Source organism: Gordonia sp. VNK21, from assembly GCF_046098115.1.
Classification (GTDB): domain Bacteria; phylum Actinomycetota; class Actinomycetes; order Mycobacteriales; family Mycobacteriaceae; genus Gordonia.
Genome location: NZ_JBJURU010000004.1, coordinates 100,563 through 120,577 on the forward strand (window position 1 = coordinate 100,563; position 20,015 = coordinate 120,577).

Annotated in this window: 16 protein-coding genes; 4 read left to right on the forward strand and 12 right to left on the reverse strand. The window is 70.5% G+C overall.

The genetic code is table 11. The features are described from left to right. Positions 1-20: 20 nt before the first annotated feature. Positions 21-329, reverse strand: coding sequence for a hypothetical protein (locus ACJMNC_RS06180; RefSeq protein ID WP_408947071.1), 309 nt, complete (start codon positions 327-329; stop codon positions 21-23). A 92-nt stretch (positions 330-421) separates the two neighbouring features. On the opposite strand from ACJMNC_RS06180, the gene ACJMNC_RS06185 reads away from it, so the two are divergent. Then, a complete protein-coding gene (locus tag ACJMNC_RS06185; protein ID WP_408947072.1) occupies positions 422-1,279 on the forward strand; it encodes an alpha/beta fold hydrolase in 858 nt (285 codons plus the stop codon). Positions 1,280-1,291: 12 nt separating this feature from the next. On the opposite strand, the gene ACJMNC_RS06190 is transcribed toward ACJMNC_RS06185, so the two are convergent. The 9 genes from ACJMNC_RS06190 to ACJMNC_RS06230 form a co-directional block, all read right to left on the reverse strand. Next, positions 1,292-1,900, reverse strand: coding sequence for a TetR/AcrR family transcriptional regulator (locus tag ACJMNC_RS06190; protein WP_408947073.1), 609 nt, complete (start codon positions 1,898-1,900; stop codon positions 1,292-1,294). A 62-nt stretch (positions 1,901-1,962) separates the two neighbouring features. After that, entirely contained in the window at positions 1,963-3,438 is a 1,476-nt protein-coding gene (locus ACJMNC_RS06195; protein WP_408947074.1) for a fatty acid desaturase, read from the reverse strand. 163 nt (positions 3,439-3,601) lie between these two features. Continuing rightward, on the reverse strand, positions 3,602-4,573 hold the full coding sequence (locus ACJMNC_RS06200) for a Gfo/Idh/MocA family protein (protein WP_408947075.1): 972 nt from the start codon (positions 4,571-4,573) through the stop codon (positions 3,602-3,604). 17 nt (positions 4,574-4,590) lie between these two features. Then, a complete protein-coding gene (locus ACJMNC_RS06205; RefSeq protein ID WP_408947076.1) occupies positions 4,591-5,499 on the reverse strand; it encodes a sugar phosphate isomerase/epimerase family protein in 909 nt (302 codons plus the stop codon). After that, positions 5,492-7,414: a thiamine pyrophosphate-dependent enzyme gene (locus ACJMNC_RS06210; RefSeq protein ID WP_408947077.1), complete on the reverse strand. Its 1,923-nt coding sequence runs from the start codon at positions 7,412-7,414 to the stop codon at positions 5,492-5,494. The genes ACJMNC_RS06205 and ACJMNC_RS06210 overlap by 8 nt, the downstream gene beginning before the upstream one ends. Continuing rightward, a complete protein-coding gene (gene iolB / locus ACJMNC_RS06215; protein ID WP_408947078.1) occupies positions 7,411-8,334 on the reverse strand; it encodes a 5-deoxy-glucuronate isomerase in 924 nt (307 codons plus the stop codon). The genes ACJMNC_RS06210 and iolB overlap by 4 nt, the downstream gene beginning before the upstream one ends. Positions 8,335-8,364: 30 nt before the next feature. Further along, a complete protein-coding gene (iolC, locus tag ACJMNC_RS06220; RefSeq protein WP_408947079.1) occupies positions 8,365-9,393 on the reverse strand; it encodes a 5-dehydro-2-deoxygluconokinase in 1,029 nt (342 codons plus the stop codon). Then, a complete protein-coding gene (gene ppsA, locus ACJMNC_RS06225; RefSeq protein WP_408947080.1) occupies positions 9,390-11,792 on the reverse strand; it encodes a phosphoenolpyruvate synthase in 2,403 nt (800 codons plus the stop codon). Before ppsA ends, iolC begins: the two co-directional genes overlap by 4 nt. Positions 11,793-11,820: 28 nt before the next feature. Beyond that, positions 11,821-12,666 (reverse strand): pyruvate, water dikinase regulatory protein, encoded by an 846-nt coding sequence (locus ACJMNC_RS06230; RefSeq protein WP_408947081.1) that lies wholly within the window; start codon positions 12,664-12,666, stop codon positions 11,821-11,823. Between the two features lie 217 nt (positions 12,667-12,883). On the opposite strand from ACJMNC_RS06230, the gene ACJMNC_RS06235 reads away from it, so the two are divergent. Further along, positions 12,884-13,675: an SGNH/GDSL hydrolase family protein gene (locus ACJMNC_RS06235; RefSeq protein WP_408947082.1), complete on the forward strand. Its 792-nt coding sequence runs from the start codon at positions 12,884-12,886 to the stop codon at positions 13,673-13,675. A gap of 165 nt (positions 13,676-13,840) precedes the next feature. Next, the gene (locus ACJMNC_RS06240) at positions 13,841-14,785 is read left to right on the forward strand and encodes a hypothetical protein (RefSeq protein WP_408947083.1); all 945 of its coding nucleotides are present in this window, start codon (positions 13,841-13,843) and stop codon (positions 14,783-14,785) included. A gap of 217 nt (positions 14,786-15,002) precedes the next feature. On the opposite strand, the gene ACJMNC_RS06245 is transcribed toward ACJMNC_RS06240, so the two are convergent. Together ACJMNC_RS06245 and ACJMNC_RS06250 are read right to left on the reverse strand one after the other, a co-directional pair. After that, the gene (locus ACJMNC_RS06245) at positions 15,003-17,198 is read right to left on the reverse strand and encodes a 3-hydroxyacyl-CoA dehydrogenase NAD-binding domain-containing protein (protein ID WP_408947084.1); all 2,196 of its coding nucleotides are present in this window, start codon (positions 17,196-17,198) and stop codon (positions 15,003-15,005) included. A 30-nt stretch (positions 17,199-17,228) separates the two neighbouring features. After that, positions 17,229-18,440 (reverse strand): acetyl-CoA C-acetyltransferase, encoded by a 1,212-nt coding sequence (locus ACJMNC_RS06250; protein ID WP_408947085.1) that lies wholly within the window; start codon positions 18,438-18,440, stop codon positions 17,229-17,231. 131 nt (positions 18,441-18,571) lie between these two features. Here ACJMNC_RS06250 and ACJMNC_RS06255 point away from each other — a divergent pair, with 131 nt between their 5' ends. After that, positions 18,572-19,522: a TetR/AcrR family transcriptional regulator gene (locus tag ACJMNC_RS06255; RefSeq protein WP_408947086.1), complete on the forward strand. Its 951-nt coding sequence runs from the start codon at positions 18,572-18,574 to the stop codon at positions 19,520-19,522. Positions 19,523-20,015 lie beyond the last annotated feature (493 nt).

Consider the following 20,015-nt stretch of genomic DNA (forward strand, 5'->3'; position numbering starts at 1 on the left):
CGTGCGGGGCCGCGACCGGGTCAGGCGTCGACCACTTTGACCGTGGTGGCCGCGGCGGTCACGCCCGTCGCGGCGGCGGTCACCGCGAACACGGCCGGCCACGCGCCGATCTTCTTGGCGAGCGGATGGGAGGCGCCGAACGCGCCGAGGTAGACCGCGGACAGCCCCGCGGTGACGGCCGGACCGCGCTCGATCCAGTGCCGGCCGGCGACGAGTCCGGCGGCGGCCAGCACCACCCCACCCAGCGGGCGCTTGCCGGTGTAGCGGGCCACGGCGTAGCCGCCGATCAGGCCGGCGGCGACAGCGGGAACGGAGGCATCGATACTCATACCCTCCAGCCTAGCGAGCCGCGCATCGTCGATCACGGCTCCGTTCCCGCCCACCGCTTCCCGAAATCTAGAACACGTTCTAGTCTGGACGGGTGGACGTGACATACGAGGGAACCAAGAAGGAGATCGCGACCGACAAGGGCGTGCTCCACTATCACGAGGCCGGCGACCCCGGCGCGCCGCCGCTGCTGCTGCTGCACGGCTCCGGGCCGGGGGTGACCGGGTGGCGTAACTACCGCGGCAATCTGGAGTTCTTCGCCCGGACGCACCACACCTTCATCCTCGAGTTCCCCGGCTTCGGCGTCTCCGACCCGTGGGAGGGCATGCCCGTGCTCACCGCAGGCAAGTCGGTGATCGCCTTCATGGACGCCCTCGGCATCGAGTCCGCGCCGATGATCGGCAACTCGATGGGCGGGGTGGTCGGCGTGAATCTGGCGATCAAGAAGCCCGACCGGGTGGCCAAGCTCGTCACCATCGGCGGCGTCGGCCCCAACCTGACCAGCCCGAGCCCGTCCGAGGGGCTGCGGCTGCTTCAGGAGTTCGCCGACGCACCCGACCGGGACAAGCTGGTCCGGTGGCTGCGCGCGATGGTGTACGACCGCGCGGTGGTGACCGATCAGCTCATCGAGGAGCGGTGGGAGGCCGCGATGAACGCCGACGCGCTCGAGACCGGACGGCAGATGTACGGGTCGGCGTCCTTCGAGATGCAGCAGGCCTTCCTCGCCGAGGCCGACTTCCCGCCGTACTGGGCGATGATGCACAAGATCTCCTGCCCCACCCTGCTCACCTGGGGCCGGGACGACCGGGTGAGTCCGCCGGATATGGCGCTGGTGCCGATGCGGCTGATCCCGAACGCCGAACTGCACATCTTCCCTCGGTGCGGACACTGGGTGATGATCGAGGCCAAGGCGGCGTTCGAGGCCACGGTCAGCGCATTCCTGGCGCGCTGAGCGGTCCGGGGCTCAGCCGGCCGCCGCGGAGCGGGCGGCGACGATGGTCGGCCCGATGACCGCCGCCAGGTCGGCGGCGGCGTCGGCGTCCGGCTCGGGCGGCATCGCCACATAGCTCAGGGCGGTGCGGGCGATCAGCCGGGCCACCCGGCCGGCGGGCTGCTCGTCGAGCCCGATCCACGAGTCGCGCAACACCGCCGTCAGGGCGGCCGCGGCCGCGGCGATGAGCGGTGCGGCATCGGTGGTGATGAGTTTGAGCAGGTCGGGTTTGGCCTCGCCGGAGAGCAGTGAGGCGATCAGCGGATCCTCGGCGGCACTGGCGAAGAAGCCCGTGAAGCCCGTGCGCAGGGCGGCGTCGACGTCGCCCGGCGATGCGGTGACCGCCGCGTCGATCTCCGCGGTGAACTGCCGGGCCAGGCGCATCGCGTAGGCCTGAGCGAGTCCGTAGCGGGAGCCGAACTCGTTGTAGACGGTCTGCCGACTCACTCCGGCCTGCCGCGCGACCTGCGCCATCGTCACCCTGGCCCAGTCCCGGTCGAGCAGCAGCTCGCGCAGCCCGTCGAGCAGGGTCTGCCGCAGCAGCTGCCGGCTGGCCGCGGCGAACGGCACGGTTTCGGTCACGGACTCGAGCCTAGCCGTCCGCCCGGATACCGCCGCGGCGCAAACCGCGGCGGCCGCGGCACTCATGCCTGCGGAAGGAAATCGACCTTCTCGCGGACGCCGCAGTCCGGGCAGGCCCAGTCGTCGGGCACCGCCGACCACGGGGTGCCTGCGGCGAAGCCCTCCCGCGGCGCACCCTCGGCCACCCGGTAGACGTATTCGCAGTTGGGGCAGCGGTAGGCCGCCGCGGTCGCGGTCACCGGACGCGGCATGGTCTGCACACCGCCGGCCGCCGCGGCGGGGCCGGCCGCCGTCGTCGCCTCCGGTGCGTACCGGGCGATCAGCGCGGCCTCCTTCCCCGGCTGCAGGTTGGCCAGCGTCACGTCGCCGTTGTAGTGCTCGAGCAGGCGACGGTCCATCACCCTGCGCCAGATCGGCGGGAAGTAGGCCAGCGTGATCATGCTGGCGTAGCCGCTGGGCAGGTTCGGCGCCTCGTCGAAGCTGCGCAGGATCTGGTAGCGCCGGGTGGGATTGGCGTGGTGGTCGCTGTGCCTCTGCAGGTGGTACAGGAAGATGTTGGTGGCGATGTGGTCGGAGTTCCAGCTGTGCTCGGGGGTGCACCGCACGTACCGGCCGCGCTTGTTCTGCTGCCGCTTGAGCCCGTAGTGCTCGAGGTAGTTCACGGTCTCGAGCAGTGAGAATCCGTAGATCGCCTGGATCACCAGGAACGGCAGCACCTGCCAGCCGAAGACCGCCGCCAGCACGCCCCACAGCACGATCGACATCGCCCAGGCGTTGAGCACGTCGTTGCTCGGGTGCAGCACGCGGCGTTCGAGCCGCTCCATCCGCTTGGCCTCGAGCCGCCACGCCGAGCGCAGGCTACCGAAGACGCTGCGCGGCAGGAACCGCCAGAAGGTCTCCCCCATCCGCGAGCTGGCCGGATCCTCGGGGGTGGCCACCCGCACGTGGTGGCCGCGGTTGTGCTCGATGTAGAAGTGCCCGTAGAAGGTCTGAGCCAGCGTCACCTTGGACAGCCAGCGCTCCATCGAGACCTTCTTGTGGCCCAGTTCGTGCGCGGTGTTGATACCGATGCCGCCCATCGCGCCGATCGAGAGCGCCAGCCCGATCTTGCTGGCCGTCCCCAGCCCGCCGTCGATGTTCAGCCAGCTCAGGTCCTTGGCCGTCCACAGGTAGCAGGCGAAGATCAGGCTGGCGAGCTGGAACGGGATGTAGGCGTACACGCAGTAGCGGTAGTACCTGTCGGCTTCGAGCTGCTCCATCAGCTCTTCGGGCGGGTTCTGCCCGTCCGGGCCGAAGAAGACGTCGAGCACCGGCAGCAGCAGGTAGATCAGGATCGGGCCGATCCACCACCACATCGGCGAGACGGTGGCCGGCCATCCCCAGTCCAGACCCGCGCCGGCCCAGTTCATGGCGGCGACCAGTCCGGTCGCCAGGAAGACGGAGGTCGGTGGAATCAGGCCCAGCAGCCAGAGCCGCCGCTTCTTGTCGTGCCACTCGACGGTGCCGGCGGGGCTGTCGTCGATCGTCGGATTCGCCATCTCCACTCCTTCGCTGACGATGGGCGCACTGAGCAGGGTCGATCAGTGGGTCGGTCACGCAGTGACCTTGACATTAGACATCGTCTCGTCGGCTGTCTAGACATTAGTAGTTATTTGTAAAGCTGAGATGAGACGGGTGAGCCGCGCCGGGCCCCCATCCGGGTCAGTTCAGGTAAAACGCGGGAACCGGTTCGGCCGGAACGTCGACGACGACGCCCGGTGCGGCCAGCGCCGCCAGACCGGCGTCACAGGCGACGGCGGCGCGGTAGCCGTCCCAGGCCGACGGGCCGACGGCGGTGCCGGCCCGCACCGCGTCGATCCAGGCCTGCACCTGACTGTCGTACGCCTGGGCGAAGCGCAGCCGGTAGTCCGGCTGCGGCGGCGGCGCGATGTGCAGCACTCGATCGGCGAAGACCGCCTCGGTGTTCACCTGGTACCCGGCCGGTCCGGCGAGGTTCAGTTCCACGTCGATACTCACGCCGTCGGCCAGAGTCATCAGCAGCTGGATCGGCGACGCCACCGGCAGCCGCCGATCCGCGCGGGCGCGACGCACCGCAAGCGCCACCACCGGCGCACCCGCCGCCCAGGGCAGTACGTCGAGCTCGTGGACCAGCGAGTCGGTGATCATCATCGATTCCCGATAGTCCGGCGCCACCGATGCCATCCGATGTGCGGCGTGCACGGTCAGCAGATCGCCCGCCTCGCCGGACTCCACCAGCGCACGCAGCGTTCGGTAGTCGTCGTCGAAACGCCGCATGAAGCCCACCTGGACCAGCCTTCGGCCGGCGGCCTGTTCGGCGGCGACGATCCGGGCCGCGGCCGCCCGGTCCGGGGCGAGCGGCTTCTCGCAGAGCACCGGCAGCCCGGCGGCGACCGCGGTGACCACCTGCTCTTCGTGACACGGGGCGGGGGTGGCGATCAGCACCGCATCCGCTCCTCCGGCGGCGAGCGCTTCGCCGAGCGAGTCGTACCCCGCCGCCCCCGGTGCGACGTCGAGCGCCGCCGTTCTGCGTGCCGGATCCGGTTCCGCCACAGCCGCCACCGTGGCACCGTCGGTCCGCTCGACGAGCCGGTGCAGATGGTCGGTACCCATCGATCCCGTCCCGGCGAGCACCACCCGCACCTGCTCGTCCATCTGGAACAGCCTCTCGCTCAATTCATCCGGGTCATCGGGTGGCAGGTCTGCAGATACTCGCGGGTGGAAGCCGCTATCGGGAGCGGACGATCCAGCGCGCAACCGGGCATGTCCTGTTCGACGACGGCGAAGGCGCCCGGCGCGGCGGTCGCGACGGCGCCGATGATCGGCACCAGATCCGGCACCCCGTCCGGCGGCGGCACCATCAGCTCGGCGGCGCAGCGCGCGAAGGGGACGTCGTCGGCGAGCACCCGACTCAGTACCGCCGGGTCGAGCTGCTTGAGATGCAGGTACCCGATCCGGTCCGGGTGTCCGGCGATCAGGGTCAGCGGATCCCCGCCGTAATAGGCGTAGTGCGCGGTGTCCAGGCACAGCGACAGGTTCTCCGGGGCGGTCTGCTCCAGCAGCCGCTGCAGCTGGTCCGGGGTTCCCACATGGGTGTCGGCGTGCGAATGGAAGCGCTGGGTGACGCCGTACTCGTCGCGCAGCGCCGCACCGAGCCGGTCGTGCCCGGCGGCCAGCCGGTCCCACTGCCGCGCGGTCAGGTCACGATCCTCCAGATCCGCACCGCTCTCCTCACTGCGCCAGGGCTGCGGCAGCACCACGAGATCGGTGGCGCCCAGCTCGGTGATCAGTGCGGCGATCGCGGATGCCCTGGGCCACAGCTCATCCCAGCCGTCCGGGCGATGCAGACCGGAGAAGACGGTGCCGCCGCACAGCGCCAGTCCACGGGCGCCGAGTTCGTCGGCCAGCTGCGCGGGTTCGGTGGGCAGGTAACCGTACGGCCCCAATTCCAGGTATCGGTAGCCGGCGCGGGCCACCTCGTCGAGGAACCAGCGCCAGGGCATCTGGCGGGGATGCCGCGGAAACCACACGCCCCAGGAATCGGGTGCGGTGGCGATCCGCAGACAGGCCCGGTCAGCCATCGCCGGCTCCGCCCTGCGCCGGCGGCACCTCCGGCCGCGCCCGCCGCCGGCCGCGGTCGCGGTGCTCGCGCTCGTAGTCGGCACGGGCGGCTCGCACCCGCGGGTCGTCGGAGACCTCGGCCACTGGAACCTCCCACCACCCACCGGTGTCCGGGGCGGCGATCAGCGGGTCGGCGCGGATCACGATCACCGTCGGCCCGGTGGCGGCGCGGGCCCGCACCAGGGCGGGTTCCAGCGCCGCCACCGGATCGGCGGACCCGGTCAGATCCGCAACCGCCACACCGTGACTGACCGCATTGGCGGCGATGTCGATACCCGGATAGCCGGTGCCGAAACGATCGCCGCCGATCCGCTCGGACAGTCCGCCGATGGAGGCGTGGCCGGCGTTGTCGATCACCACGACGATCAGCGCGATGCCCTCGGCGGCGGCGGTGGCCAGTTCACCGTGCAGCATCTGATAGCCACCGTCGCCGACCAGGACCACCACGGCGCGGTCGTCGCCGGCGGCGAGCAGACCGCGTTTGACGCCCAGTCCGCCGGCGATCTCATAGCCCATGCAGGAGAAGCCGTATTCGACGTGGTAGCCGAGCGGATCGGCAGGGCGCCACAGTTTCTGGAGGTCGCCGGGCAGCGATCCCGCGGCGGCCACCACCACCTCCCGCGGGTCCAGTGCGCGGGCGATAGCGCCGATGATCTCCGGCTGCCCGGGCGGCTCGGCGCCGGTCGGTGCCAGCGCCCGGTCGGCGACCGCCATCCAGGAACGGCGGGTCCGGGCCACCTCGTCGGAGTACGCCGCCGTCACCCGGTGGCCGTCGAGCCGTTCGGTCAGGCCGGTCAGTGCCGCGCGGGCGTCGGCCACCACCGGCAGCACCGCCCCGGGCCGCCACGGATCCGGTTTGTGCGCATCGTGGACGGCGACGTTGACCGTGACGAAGCCGACCTGAGGGTACGCGAAGACGGTGCCGCTGCCCGTGGTGAAGTCGGTGTAGCGGGTGCCGATCCCGATCACCAGATCCGCCTGGGCGGCAACGGTATTGGCGGAGGCGGTACCGGTGACCCCCAGACCGCCGAGCGCCTGTGGATCGTCGGCGTCGAGCGCACCGCCGCCGGCCTGGGTGGTGGCCACCGGGATCCCGGTGGCCGCGGCCAGCGCACGCAGCTGCCGTTCGGCCGACGAGTACAGCACGCCCCCGCCGGCGACGATCAGCGGCCGCTGCGCGCACCGGATCCGGTCCGCCGCAGCGTCGAGCAGCCCGGCCTCGGCCGGCGGCCGGCGCAGCCGCCAGTCGCGGTCGGCCAGGAATCCGTCGGGCACGGTCAGCGCCTGCGTCTGCACGTCCTCGGGCAGCACCAGGGTCACCGCACCGGTCTCGGCGGGGTCGGTGAGCACCCGCAGGGCGCCGAGCAGGGCCGGGGCGAGCTGTTCGGGGCGGCTCACCCGGGCGAAGAAGCGCGAGAGGGGCGCGAAGGCATCGGCGACCTGCTGGTCGGGGCGCTGCGGGAACTCGAGTTGCTGGAGCACCGGGTCGGCGGCGGCGGTGGCCAGCGTGTCGGAGACCAGCAGCAGCACCGGCAGCCGGTTGGCGGTGGCCAGGGCCGCGCCGGTGAGCATGTTGGCCGCGCCCGGCCCCACCGATGCGGTGGCCGCGTAGGTGCCCAGGCGCCGGTGTATCCGTGCGTAGCCGACCCCCTGGTGCACCATCGCCTGCTCGTTCCTGGCCTGCCGGTAGGGCAGCGCCCCGGGGCGGCGGCGCTCGTACTCGGCCAGGGCCTGCCCGATCCCGGCCAGGTTGCCGTGCCCCAGGATCCCGAACACCGCCGGCACGGTGCGTTCGCGGTGGTCGCCGTCGACGGTGAACTGGTGTGCCAGAAAGGACACCAGCGTCTGCGCCACCGTCGCCTCGCGGCCGGTCATCGGTCCACCCCGTCGGGACCGGACCGGTAGGGCAGCCGCGGGTCGGGCCGCTGGTGCTCCCAGGTCCGCCGCACCCAGCTCTGCGCCGGATCGTCGGTGATCAGCCAGCGGCGCTGCGGATCCGGGCCGGCCATCACGTTGAGGTAGTAGAGGTCGTATTCGGGGGCCGCGGCGGCGGGACCGTGAAAACCGAAGGGCACCAGGGCGATGTCTCCGGTGCGGACCCGCGCGTCGGTGGCGATCTGTCCGGCGCCGGAGGAGTAGGTGCTGAAGGTGCCGAACGGTTCCGCCGCGGCCGGCACGGCCTCGATCCCGCGGGCCGGAGCCGCCTCGAAGTAGTAGATCTCCTCGAGCCGGGCCTCGGCGCCGGGCCGGTGCTCGTCGTGTTTGTGCGCCGGATGCGAGGACCAGTTGCCGGCCGGGGTGATCACCTCGCAGACGATCAGGGACTGCGCTTCGAGGATCTCCGGGGTGCCCAGGTTGTGCACCTGCCGGGTGTCCCGGCCGGCGCCGCGGATCTCCACCGGCACCCGGCCGGCGGGCAGCCGCCGCGGCGGGCGCGCATCGCTCGCCGGGGCGGAGGCGATCGCCACCCGGCCGATGCCGCGGAGGGTCAGGGCGGTCCCCGGCCCCAGGTACAGGCTGTCGGTGGGACCGGCGAAGACCCCGGTGCGGCCGCTCAGCGCGGTGCGGGCGGGCCGGCCGTCGACGTCGTCGTGCTCGATCTCGAACGTCCCGGACAGTGGGACCACCAGGCGTTCGAGCGGTCCCGCCGGCAGCGATCGCGCCTGATCCTCGAGGTCGGCGACGTGCAGTCCGGTGTACTGCCAGCCGGGCACGGAGGTGTCCACCACGGCCGTCCAGCCGTCGCGCGCGAGTTCCCCGCGGGGCCGGAACCACTCGTTGGGGGTCGGGGACATGTCCGTGCGTGCACCTCCTCGTCCGCCAGGCTACGGGTCCGACGGCGCTTGCGGGTCCGAGTCGGGAGCGCGGCGGGCACACAGACCGGCCACCTCCTCTCCGGTCGGCATGGCGGTGGAGCATTCGCGCCGGGAGGCGACGATCGCGCCGGCCGCGGCCGCGAAGTCCAGGGCCTGTTCGAGCGGCCAGCCGGCCAGCAGCCCGCGGCACAGCGCGCCGCCGAAGCCGTCGCCGGCGCCGAGCCCGTTGACCACCGGCAGCCGGTACGCCGGGATCCGGAGGCGTTGCTCGGCGGTGACCGCCAGCACCCCGTCGGCGCCGAGCTTGACCACGGCCAGCCCCGGCCCGCGAGACAGCAGCGCATCGGCGGCCGCCTCCGGAGAATCCTCACCGACCGCCACCGCGCACTCCTCGAGGTTCCCCACCACCGCGGTCACCCGCGGCAGGACCTCGGCGAGTTCCCGGGCGGCGTGACCGGGCGACGGCCAGAACCCGGCCCGGTAGTCCAGGTCCAGCACGGTGTGCCGGACCTCGCGGCGGGACTGCTCCGCGAGCGGGTCCATCTGCCGGTAGTCCAGGGCCCGGTGGTGGGCGGTGCGGCTGGGTTCGCGGGAGAGCCCGGTGGCGGTGAGCCACAGGATCCGGGCCCGGACGATCGCGACGTCGTCGAGGTCGTCGCCGGTGATGGTCAGATCCGGGGCGATCGGCTCGCGGTAGAACTGCAGCGGGAACCGGTCCGGCGGGAAGATCTCGCAGAAGGTGAGCGGGGTCTGGTACTCGCTCCGGCGGCCCACGTAGCGATCGTCCACCCCGAGCCGGCGGAGCTCGGCGCGCAGATACCGGCCGAACGGATCGTCGCCGGTGGCGCTGACCAGTGCGGTGCGCAGGCCGTGCCGGGCGGCGGCCACCGCCACATTGGCGGCGCTGCCGCCGAGCGACTTGCTGAAGGTCTGCGCCGCCTCGAGCGTGGTCCGCAGTTCCAGCGGGTACAGGTCCACTCCGAGCCGGCCCATCACCAGCAGGTCGTAGCGATCCGGAGCGGCCGGAGCGGAGGTCATTCGCCGGCTTCCGCCAGGGTCAGCCAGGTCTGCACCACGGTGTCCGGGGTGAGCGAGATCGACTCGATCCCCTGCTCCATGAGCCACGCCGCCAGATCCGGATGGTCCGACGGCCCCTGCCCGCAGATCCCGACGTACTTCCCGCGCCGCACGCACGCCTCGACGGCGGCGGACAGCGCCTTGAGCACGGCCGGGTTGCGCTCGTCGAAGTCGTGCGCCACCAGCGAGGAGTCGCGGTCCACCCCCAGGATCAGCTGCGTCAGATCGTTGGAGCCGATGGAGAAGCCGTCCACCCGGTCCAGGAACTCGTCGGCCAGCAGATAGTTGGCGGGCACCTCACACATCATCACCACCTGCAATCCGCCGTCGCCGCGCCGCAGTCCGTGCGCGGCCATCAGCTCGAGCACCTCGTCGAGTTCGTCGACCGTGCGCACGAACGGCACCATGACCTTCACGTTCCGCAGGCCCATCTCCTCCCGGACCCGGTGCAGCGCTTCGCATTCGAGGGCGAAGCAGTCCCGGAAGTCGGCGGAGACGTAGCGGGCCGCACCACGATAGCCGAGCATCGGGTTCTCTTCGCGGGGCTCGTAGCGACGGCCGCCGAGCAGGTCGGCGTATTCGTTGGTCTTGAAGTCCGAGAGCCGCACGATCACCGGTTTCGGATCGAAGGCGGCCGCAATGGTCGCGACGCCTTCGACGATCCGCTCGATGAAGAACTCGGTGGGTGAGGGATACGCCGCGGTGACGCGGTCCACCTGCTGCTGCAGCTCCGGTTCGAGCCGGTCGCGTTCGAGGAGCGCCTTGGGGTGCACCCCGATCTGCCGGTTGATGATGAACTCCATCCGTGCCAGGCCCACCCCGTGATTGGGCAGTGCCGCGAAGGCGAAGGCCTGATCGGGGGTGGCCACGTTCATCATCAGCTTCACCGGGATGTCGGGCATCTCGTCGAGGTCGGTGCGCTGTTCGTCGAAGGGCACCCGGCCGTCGTAGACCCGGCCGGTGTCGCCCTCGGCGCACGAGACCGTCACCTGCCGGCCGTCGGCGAGCACGCGGGTGGCGTCGCCGGTGCCGACGATCGCCGGCACCCCCAGTTCGCGGGCGATGATCGCCGCGTGACAGGTGCGGCCCCCACGCTCGGTGACGATCGCGGCCGCCCGCTTCATCACCGGCTCCCAGTCCGGGTCGGTGATCTCGGCGACCAGCACATCGCCCGGGCGCACCTTGTCCATCTCCGCGATCGAGCGCAGCACCCGGACCGGTCCGGCCCCGATCCGCTGGCCGATCGAGCGCCCCTGCACCAGCACCTCGGCGGTATCGGCGGCGGCCCGGTCGATCTCGAAGCGGGACAGCGTCCGGCCCGCCTCCCGGCGGCGGGAGACCACCGTCTCGGGCCGGGCCTGCAGAATGTAGAGCCGCCCGTCGAGACCGTCGCGTCCCCACTCGATGTCCATCGGCCGGCCGTAGTGCTTCTCGATCGCCAACGCGTACCGGGCGAGTTCGGTCACCTCGTCGTCGTCGATGGAGAACCGGACCCGGTCGGCGTCGTCGACGTCCTCCCACCGGGTCGCCGAGTCGATGCCGGCGCCCTCCGCGTAGCGCATGGCCACCGCCTTCTGACCGACCGTCCGGGACAGGACCGCGCTGCGCCCGGTCAGGCCGGCCTCGACCGCCGGCTTGTAGACGTAGAACTCGTCGGGGTTGACTGCACCCTGCACCACGGCCTCGCCGAGTCCGTAGGCGGCGGTGATGAAGACGGCGCTATCGAAGCCGGATTCGGTGTCGACGGTGAACATCACCCCGGAGGCGCCGATGTCGGTGCGCACCATCCGCTGGATGCCGGCCGACAGCGCGACGTCCTCGTGTGCGAAGCCGTGGTGCACGCGGTAGGAGATGGCCCGGTCGTTGTAGAGGGAGGCGAAGACGGCTTTGACCGCGGCCAGGACGGCGTCGATGCCTCCGATGTTCAGGTACGTCTCCTGCTGTCCGGCGAAGGATGCGTCCGGCAGGTCCTCGGCGGTGGCGCTCGAGCGGACCGCCCAGGTGACCTCGTCCGGGCGCGGGTCTGTGGAGACGAGCTCGGCGTAGGCCGCCCGGATGTCGCGTTCGAGGTCGGGCGGGAACGGCTGCGCCAGAATCCAGTCGCGGATGCGCGCACCCCGCCGGTGAAGGTCGGTGACGTCGTTCACGTCCAGGTCGTCCAGTGCCGCACGGATCTTCGCGTCCAGACCGTCGGCGGCGAGGAAGTCGCGGTAGGCGTCGGCGGTGGTGGCGAAGCCGCCGGGGACGCGGACTCCGGCATCGGCGAGCTCGACGACCATCTCGCCCAGGGAGGCGTTCTTGCCGCCCACCTGGGGGACGTCGGCCATCCCGAGTTCGTGGAACCAGAGGATCGTGGACATCGCGGGTCCTTTCGTTGCGGGTCCGGGTTCAGCGGTCGCCGGTGCGGCGGCGCGGAAGGTTCATGGTGTGCAGGATCCGGCTGGCCATCTCCTCCACGCTCATCGCGTGCGAGTCGACGGAGGGGATCGCGCGGCTGCGGTAGAGCGTCTCGGCATTGCGGAGTTCGGTGCGGCACCGGGCGAGGGCGGCGTAGTCGCTGCCGGGTCGGCGCTCCTCGCGGATCCGGGACAACCGGGCGGCGGTGGTGGTGAGCCCGAACAGCCGGTCCGCGACGGCTTCGAGGGCCGCGGGCAGGGTTCCGGGCGGGTCGTCGTCGGTGAGCGGATAGTTCGCCACCCGCAGCCCGTGCTGCAGCGCCAGATACAGAGCGGTGGGCGTCTTTCCGCAGCGCGAGGGGGCGATCAGGACCAGGTCGGCGTTCTCGAGTCCGGCCAGGACCCGCCCGTCGTCGTGATCGAGGGTGTACTCGATCGCCTCGATCCGGTCGCGGTAGAGCCCCGGATCGCCCACCCGGTGGTGGCCGGTGGGGCGGTCGGCGCGGGTCGCGCCGAGGACCTGTTCGAGCCGGCTCAGCTGCGGGCCGAGCAGGTCGATCACCTCGCCGGGCACCCGGCTCAGTTCGGCCGCGCTTTCGCGGTCGCGGACGGTGACGAAGACGATCGGCTCGGCGGTGCCGGCGGCGGCGCGGATCTGTGCGGCGGCCCGGCGCGCACCCTCGACCGAGTCTACGAAGGGCAGCGCCCGCGCGGCGAAGTCGAGTTGCGGGAACTGGCTCAGCAGTGCGGTGCCGAGTGTCTCGGCCGTGATGCCGGTGCTGTCGGAGACGAAGAACACCGGCCGCGGCGTGTGATCCACCTCTTGCGTGTGATTCACCTCTTGCGTGTGATCCACCCCTTGCGTGTGATTCACACTGTCCCCCTGCATCGGTCACCGGACGGGCGGTCGGACGGTCCCTGCGTCCGACGATACCCACGCCCGCGCACCCGATCCGGTCATGTGCGTGAATACCGACTTACGTCCCGGGGCGGGGCGGGACGCCGACGGGCGCGGGCGGCTGCCGGACGCCTGAGCCGCGTCTAGAATGCACCCCGTGGAGTACGCACGCTTCGTGGCCATCGGTGATTCACAGACGGAGGGGCTCGGCGACCCGGACCCCCGATACGAGTTCCGGGGGTGGGCCGACCGGCTGGCCGACCGGCTCGCCCAGATCAATCCGGAGGTGCGGTACGCGAACCTGGCGGTGCGCGGCAAACGCACCCGTCAGGTGCTCGACGACCAGCTGGCGCCGGCCCTGGCGCTGAACCCGGATCTGGTGGCCGCCCCGCTGGGCATGAACGACGTGATCGGCCGCGGCGATCTGGCCGAGGTGCATACCGATCTGGACCACATCTACGGCCGGCTCGCCGAGACCGGGGCCACGGTGATCGTCTCGACCTTCCCGGACGTGGTGCGGACCATCCCGCTGGCCACGCGTATGGAGGACCGGCTGCTGACCCTCAATGCGATGATGCGCGAGTTCGCCGACCAGTACGGCTTCGTGCTGGTGGACCTGTATTCGGCGCCGGTGCTCACCGATCTGCGCGCCTGGTCCGTCGACCGGCTGCACGCCTCCCCGTTCGGGCACGAGCGGTTCGCCGACGGCGCCGCGCACGCGCTCGGCCTGCCGGGCAGCTCGGCCGACTGGGGCACCCCGATCGACCCGACGCCGCAACCGCATCCGGTGGCGGCGGTCATCCGGGACACCCGGTGGGCGGTGCAGTTCTTCACCCCGTGGCTGATCCGCAAGGTCCGCGGGGTCTCACTCGGCGACGGCCGGGCGCCGAAACGTCCGGAGCTCACCCCGGTCCTGGGTCCGCTCACCCCGGATCCGGCCGCCTCCTGACCGCACGCGGTACGCAGGATCGGGCGGGCCGGGAACCTTGGGCGCGTCTCGCTGCGTCGTTTTGAGTTCGCGGCCTCAGCTCGGGCCGCGAAGTCGAAATCAGGCAGCGACGCGCCGACGCGGCGGCCGCTGGATCCGAATCGGTCCCGCGCGCGTCCAATAGTCATGACCATTCAGGAGCCCGCCTATCCGCTCGACCGCTACGGCCTGCTCCGGCGCTCCGATGCGCTGCAGGCGGGGTTCTCCGACGCGATGCTGGGCTCACAGGTCCGGCACGGTCGGCTCATCCGGCTGGCGAGCGGGGTCCTGGTCCCGTCCTGGCCCGAGATGCGCACCCCGGAGGGAGCCGACGAGCTGTACCGCCTGCGCTCCATCGCCTCGGTGACCCAGCGCCGCAGCACCGGCACGGCCGTACTGAGCCACCAGTCAGCAGCGGCGATCCACGGCCTCCGGCTGCTCAAACCCGATCACGCACTGGTGCACGCGACCAACGGTCGAGACCGCAACGGAGTCATCCGCAGCGGCCGGCACCTGCACACCGGAGAACTGCCCGACGACGAGCTCGCCGTCATCGACGGCATCACGGTGACCGGACTCGCTCGCACCGCTGTCGACGTCGCGGTGACCACCGGATTCGCGCAAGCCCTAACCGCCTTCGACGCCGCCCTCGCGCTCGGCGTCGAGTATGAGGACCTGGCCAGGCTGCTCGCCGATCGCCGGACGGCAGGAGCGCGGGTGGCCCGGAAGGCTCTGGCCTACGCCGACGGGCTCTCCGAGAGCGTCGGGGAGTCGTGGAGCCGGGCGCAGATGATCGAGGACGGACTCGTTCTGCCCACCCTGCAACGTGTCTACTGGATCGACGGCCAGAAGTTCCGGGTCGACTGCGACTGGAAGGGCAAACTCGCCGGCGAGTTCGACGGCCTGAAGAAGTACGGCCGGCTGCGCCGCAAAGGCGAGACCGTGGAGCAGGCGGTCATCCGCGAGAAGCACCGGGAGGATCTGCTGCGTGCTACCGGGCTGATGCTGGTCCGGTGGATCTGGTATGAACTCGAACGCCGGCTCGTGAGCGCACGGATCCGGTTCTGGCACGACAAGCTCGGCATCGCCTGATATCTCGCTGCGTGATCTCCAGTTCGCCGCCTCAGCCCAGGCCGCGAGCTGGAATTGACGCGGCGATATGGGGCGCATGCGCGCACAGTGGTCTGCAGAGCCGCCCAGTCATCGGATCACCGGCATCGTCGACGACGATGCACCGCGGCCCCGGACGGACTCGAGCAAGAGTCCGTCCGGGGCCGCGATCGGCTGCTCAGGAACCTGAGCGAGCGTCCTACTTGACCAGGTTCTCGTTGGTCAGGCTCTTGACGCCCTGCTCGGCCTTCTCCGCCAGCGAGGCCGGCGGGGTGAAGTTGTCGCCGTACGCGGCGGCGAGCTCCTTGGCACGGGCGACGAAGCCGGCGACGCCGCCCTCGTAGCCGTTGATGTACTGGACCACGCCACCGGTCCAGGCCGGGAAACCGATACCGAAGATCGAGCCGATGTTGGCGTCCTCGACGGAGGTGAGCACACCCTCGTCGAAGCACTTCACGGTCTCGAGGGCCTCGGCGAAGAGCATCCGCTCTTCCATGTCCTTGAGCGGGATCTCCGTGCTGCCCGACTTGAACTGCTCACGCAGACCCGGCCAGAGCAGCTCGCGCTTGCCCTCGGCGTCGTAGTCGTAGAAACCCTTGCCGTCCTTGCGGCCGGTACGGCCGTTGTCGACCATCCAGTCGACGACCGGGAACGAGCCGTGCTGGGCCGGCGTCTCACCGGCGGCGATGGCCGCGGCCTCGGTCTCCTTGCGGATCTTCTGCGGCAGCGTCAGGGTCAGCTCGTCCATCAGCTGCAGCGGCGGGGCCGGGTATCCGGCCTGGCTGCCGGCCTGCTCGATGAAGGCCGGCTCCACGCCCTCGCCGACGGCCGCGATGGCCTCGTTGACGAAGGTGCCGATGACGCGGCTGGTGAAGAAGCCGCGGCTGTCGTTGACCACGATCGGGGTCTTGCGGATCTGCAGGGTGTAGTCGATGACCTTGGCCAGCACCGCGTCCGAGGTCTTCTCACCCTTGATGATCTCCACCAGTGGCATCTTGTCGACCGGGCTGAAGAAGTGGATACCGATGAAGTCCTCGGAGCGCTTGACGCCCTCGGCGAGGATGGTGATCGGCAGGGTCGAGGTGTTCGAGCCCAGGACAGCATCCGGCTCGACGATGTCCTCGATCTCCTGGAAGACCTTGTTCTTGACCTCGACCGACTCGAAGGCGGCCTCGATCACCAGATCGACGCCCTTGAAGTCGGCGGCGTCGACGGTCGGGTGGATCCGGTCGAGGAGCGCCTTACTCTTCTCCTCGGTGGTCTTACCCCTCTTGACGGCCTTCTCCTCGAGCTTCTCCGAGTAGCCCTTGCCCCGCTTGGCGGCCTCGAGGTCGATGTCCTTGAGGACCACCTCGATACCGGCCTTGGCGCTGACATAGGCGATGGCCGCACCCATCATGCCGGCGCCGATGACGCCGACCTTCTTGGCGGTGTACTTGTCGAAGCCCTCCGGCCGCGAGCCGCCGCCGTTGATGTGCTGGAGGTCGAAGAAGAACGCCTTGATCATGTTCTGGGCGACCTGACCGGTCACCAGCGACACGAAGTAGCGGGTCTCCACCTGATCAGCGGTGTCGACGTCGACGTAGGCGCCCTCGACGGCGGCGGCCATGATGGCGCGCGGAGCCGGCATGTTGGCACCCTTGATCTGCTTGCGCAGCAGAGCCGGCAGGGCCGGCAGGTTGGCGGCCAGCGCCGGGCTGGTCGGGGCGCCGCCGGGGATCTTGTAGCCCTTGACGTCCCACGGCTGCGCGGCCTCCGGGTTGGCGGCGATCCACTTCTTGGCGGCCGGGATCAGCTCGTCGATGCTCGCGACGACCTCGTCGATCAGGCCGGTCTCCTTGGCCTTGGCCGGGCCGTAGCTCGGGCCCTGCAGCAGCGGGCCCATCAGGGCGTTCTGGATGCCCAGCAGACGCACGGTGCGGACCACGCCGCCGCCGCCCGGGAGCAGACCCAGGGTCACCTCGGGCAGGCCCACCTTGACGCCCTTGACGTCGGCGGCCACCCGGTAGTGGCAGTGCAGCGCGATCTCCAGGCCACCGCCGAGAGCGGCGCCGTTGATGGCGGCCACGACCGGCTTGCCCAGGGTCTCCAGGCGGCGCAGCACGGCCTTGATGCCGTTGGTGCGCTCGGTGATCGCCGCAGCGATCTCCTCCTTGGTCTCGGTGCGCTCGGCGGTCATGTCCTTCAGGTCGCCGCCGGCGAAGAAGGTCTTCTTGGCCGAGGTGAGGACCACACCGGTGATGTCGTCCTTCTCCGCCTCCAGGCGCTCGACGGTCGCGGCCATCGAGCTCTGGTACAGGTCGTTCATGGTGTTGGCGCCCTGGTTGGGGTCGTCCATGGTGAGGATGACGACGCCGTCGGCGTCCTTCTCCCACGCAATCATGTTGTCACTCATGTTCTTGGTGTTCCTTCTCGTTCAGGCCGGTCAGAGGCGCTCGATGACGGTCGCGACGCCCATGCCGCCGCCGATACACAGGGTCACCAGGCCGTAACGGCCGCCGGTGCGCTCGAGCTCGTCCAGGCAGGTGCCGAGGATCATCGCACCGGTCGCGCCGAGCGGGTGGCCCAGGGCGATGGCGCCGCCGTTGACGTTGACCTTCTCGTGCGGGATGTTCAGGTCCTTCATCCACTTCATGACGACCGACGCGAACGCCTCGTTGAGCTCGTAGACGTCGATGTCCTCGGTGGTCAGCCCGGCCCGCTTGAGGGCGAGCTCGGTGGCCGGGGTGGGACCGGTCAGCATGATGGTGGGCTCGCTGCCGACCTGCGCGTAGCTGACGACGCGGGCGCGCGGGGTCAGGCCGTTGCGCTTGCCGGCCTCTTCCGAGCCGATCAGCACCAGGCCGGAGCCGTCGACGATGCCCGAGCTGTTGCCGCCGGTGTGCACGTGGTTGATGCGCTCGACGTTGGGGTACTTCTGCATGGCAACGTCGTCGAAGCCGGCCATGGCGGCCAGCGCTTCGAAGGCCGGCTTGAGCTTGCCCAGGCCCTCGACGGTGGTGCCGGCGCGGCGGTGCTCGTCGGTGTCGAGCAGGGTGACGCCGTTGATGTCCTTGACCGGGATGATCGACTTGGCGAAACGGCCTTCCTTCCACGCCACGTCGGCGCGGGCCTGCGACTCGGCGGCGAAGGCGTCGACGTCCTCACGGGAGAAGCCCTCGATGGTGGCGATCAGGTCGGCACCGATGCCCTGCGGAGCGATGTAGTGGTCGTACGCGGTGGCCGGGTCGGTGAAGAGCGCACCGCCGTCGCTGCCCATCGGCACGCGCGACATCGACTCGACGCCGCCGGCCAGGACCAGGTCGTCGAAGCCGGAGGCGACCTTGGCCGCGGCCAGGTTCGCGGCCTCGAGGCCCGAGGAGCAGAACCGGTTGATCTGCGTGCCCGGGACCGATTCGCCCAGGCCCGAGGTCAGTGCCGCGGTGCGGGCGATGACAGCACCCTGCTCACCGACCGGCGAGACGACACCCAGGATGAGATCGTCGACGTCCTTGGGGTCGAGGCTCTCGTTGCGGGCCAGCAGGCCGTCGATCAGACCGGAGACGAGGTCGATCGGCTTGACGCTGTGCAGCGAACCGCCGCGCTGCTTACCACGGGGCGTACGGGCCGCCTCGTAGATGAATGCTTGATCAGGCACTGGAAGTGTTCCTCTCATCTAAGGATGTAGATGTCTACCCCAGGTAGGCTAACGCGCATTAACGGTTTTGGCTATACCCACAGCTAGAACTCTTTAAATCTGGTTCAGACATGGGCTATGGTCGGTTCACCATGTCGACCGAGAAGAGCGCCCGCCGCCCCCGTGGCGAAGACCGGCGACGACAGCTGACCGCCGCCGCCGCGGCGCTGTTCTTCGAACGCGGATATCCGCACGTCTCGGTGGCCGACATCGCCCGCCGAGCCGGTGTCAGCACCCCCACCGTCTACCGCTACTTCGACGACAAGCAGGCGCTGCTCTTCGCCGCGACCCAGGACTGCGTGGCCGCCTTCGAACGCGGCACCGACGAGGCCCTCGACGGCGCGGACGACCAGTCCGCGGCGCTGATCGATGCGGCCGCGGCCCTCAGCGGCGCGCAGCCTCAGGTCACCTCGCTGTGGCGGTGGTCCGGCCAGCACCTGACCACCGAGCAGAACCGTGAGGTGGTGGCCCGTACCCGCGAGGTGCTGCGGCGCTGGGCCGGTGCCATCGCGCAGCAGCGCCCCGATCTGACCCAGCGCGAGTCCACCTATCTGGCCGGAGCCATCCTCTCGGTCACCGGCAGCATCAGCGGCCGGAGCCTGCGGGTGGACCAGGACATCGCCGAATCGACTCTGCGTCAACTGATCCGGCGACTCATCTCGCTCACCCCCTCGGCGGCGCCGCCGATCCCCGAGCTGCCGGCCGACCTCTTCGCCACCCCCGGCCGGCGCGACGAGATCCTGGACGCCGCAGCCCGGCTGTTCGCCGATCAGGGTTTCGCCGGCACCGGGATGGACGAGATCGGAGCGGCCGTGGGCATCACCGGACCCAGTGTGTACAAACACTGTCCGTCCAAGGAGTCGATCCTGATCGCCATCGGCCAGCGCAGCGCGCTGCGGCTCGAAGCGGGCGCACTGGCTGCGGCGGCCACCTCGCCCGAGCCGCGCGGACAGCTCGAGCTCCAGGACCAGCCTCTTGAGGCTAGGCCACAGCCCGGGGAGGCCCTTCGGCTTCCGCGGGGTGTCCGCGTCCCGGTGGAGTGACAGGTCTGGCTCGCGGAGCTAGTCTAGCAGCGCCCACATCTACGCAAGCGGCCTGCGGCCAGCGCTCAGCAGCAGTGCGTACGTTATTCGGAAAGTACTCTATCCGGTAGGCCCGGCGCTTGAGGCCGGCGCCCCACGACGCGCCGTAGGCGTGGCGCAGCAACTGCTAGCGGTCCCGCCGCACGTGGCAGTCGCTGTGGCGGACGAGCAGCCAGAGCCCGAGCTCCGTGGCCTAGTCGAGCTAGGTCGCCCGGTGCATCGCCGCGACGGGCCGCTAGTCAAGCTAGCGGACGCCTAACGGACGCTCCTGTTTAGACGAGACTTTGCTCTGCGAGTCTAGGCCACGCGGTGACTACCTAACCTGCATGCTCAGCTGGTCTTCTAGCTCGACAGGCGCGCCGAGCCCGCTCCACCGGCGGCGTCGGTCACGCGGGCGAAGCTCGGCGTCGCGCGACGCGACCGGCTACCGCTAGTCCTAGCTGAGGAACCTGCC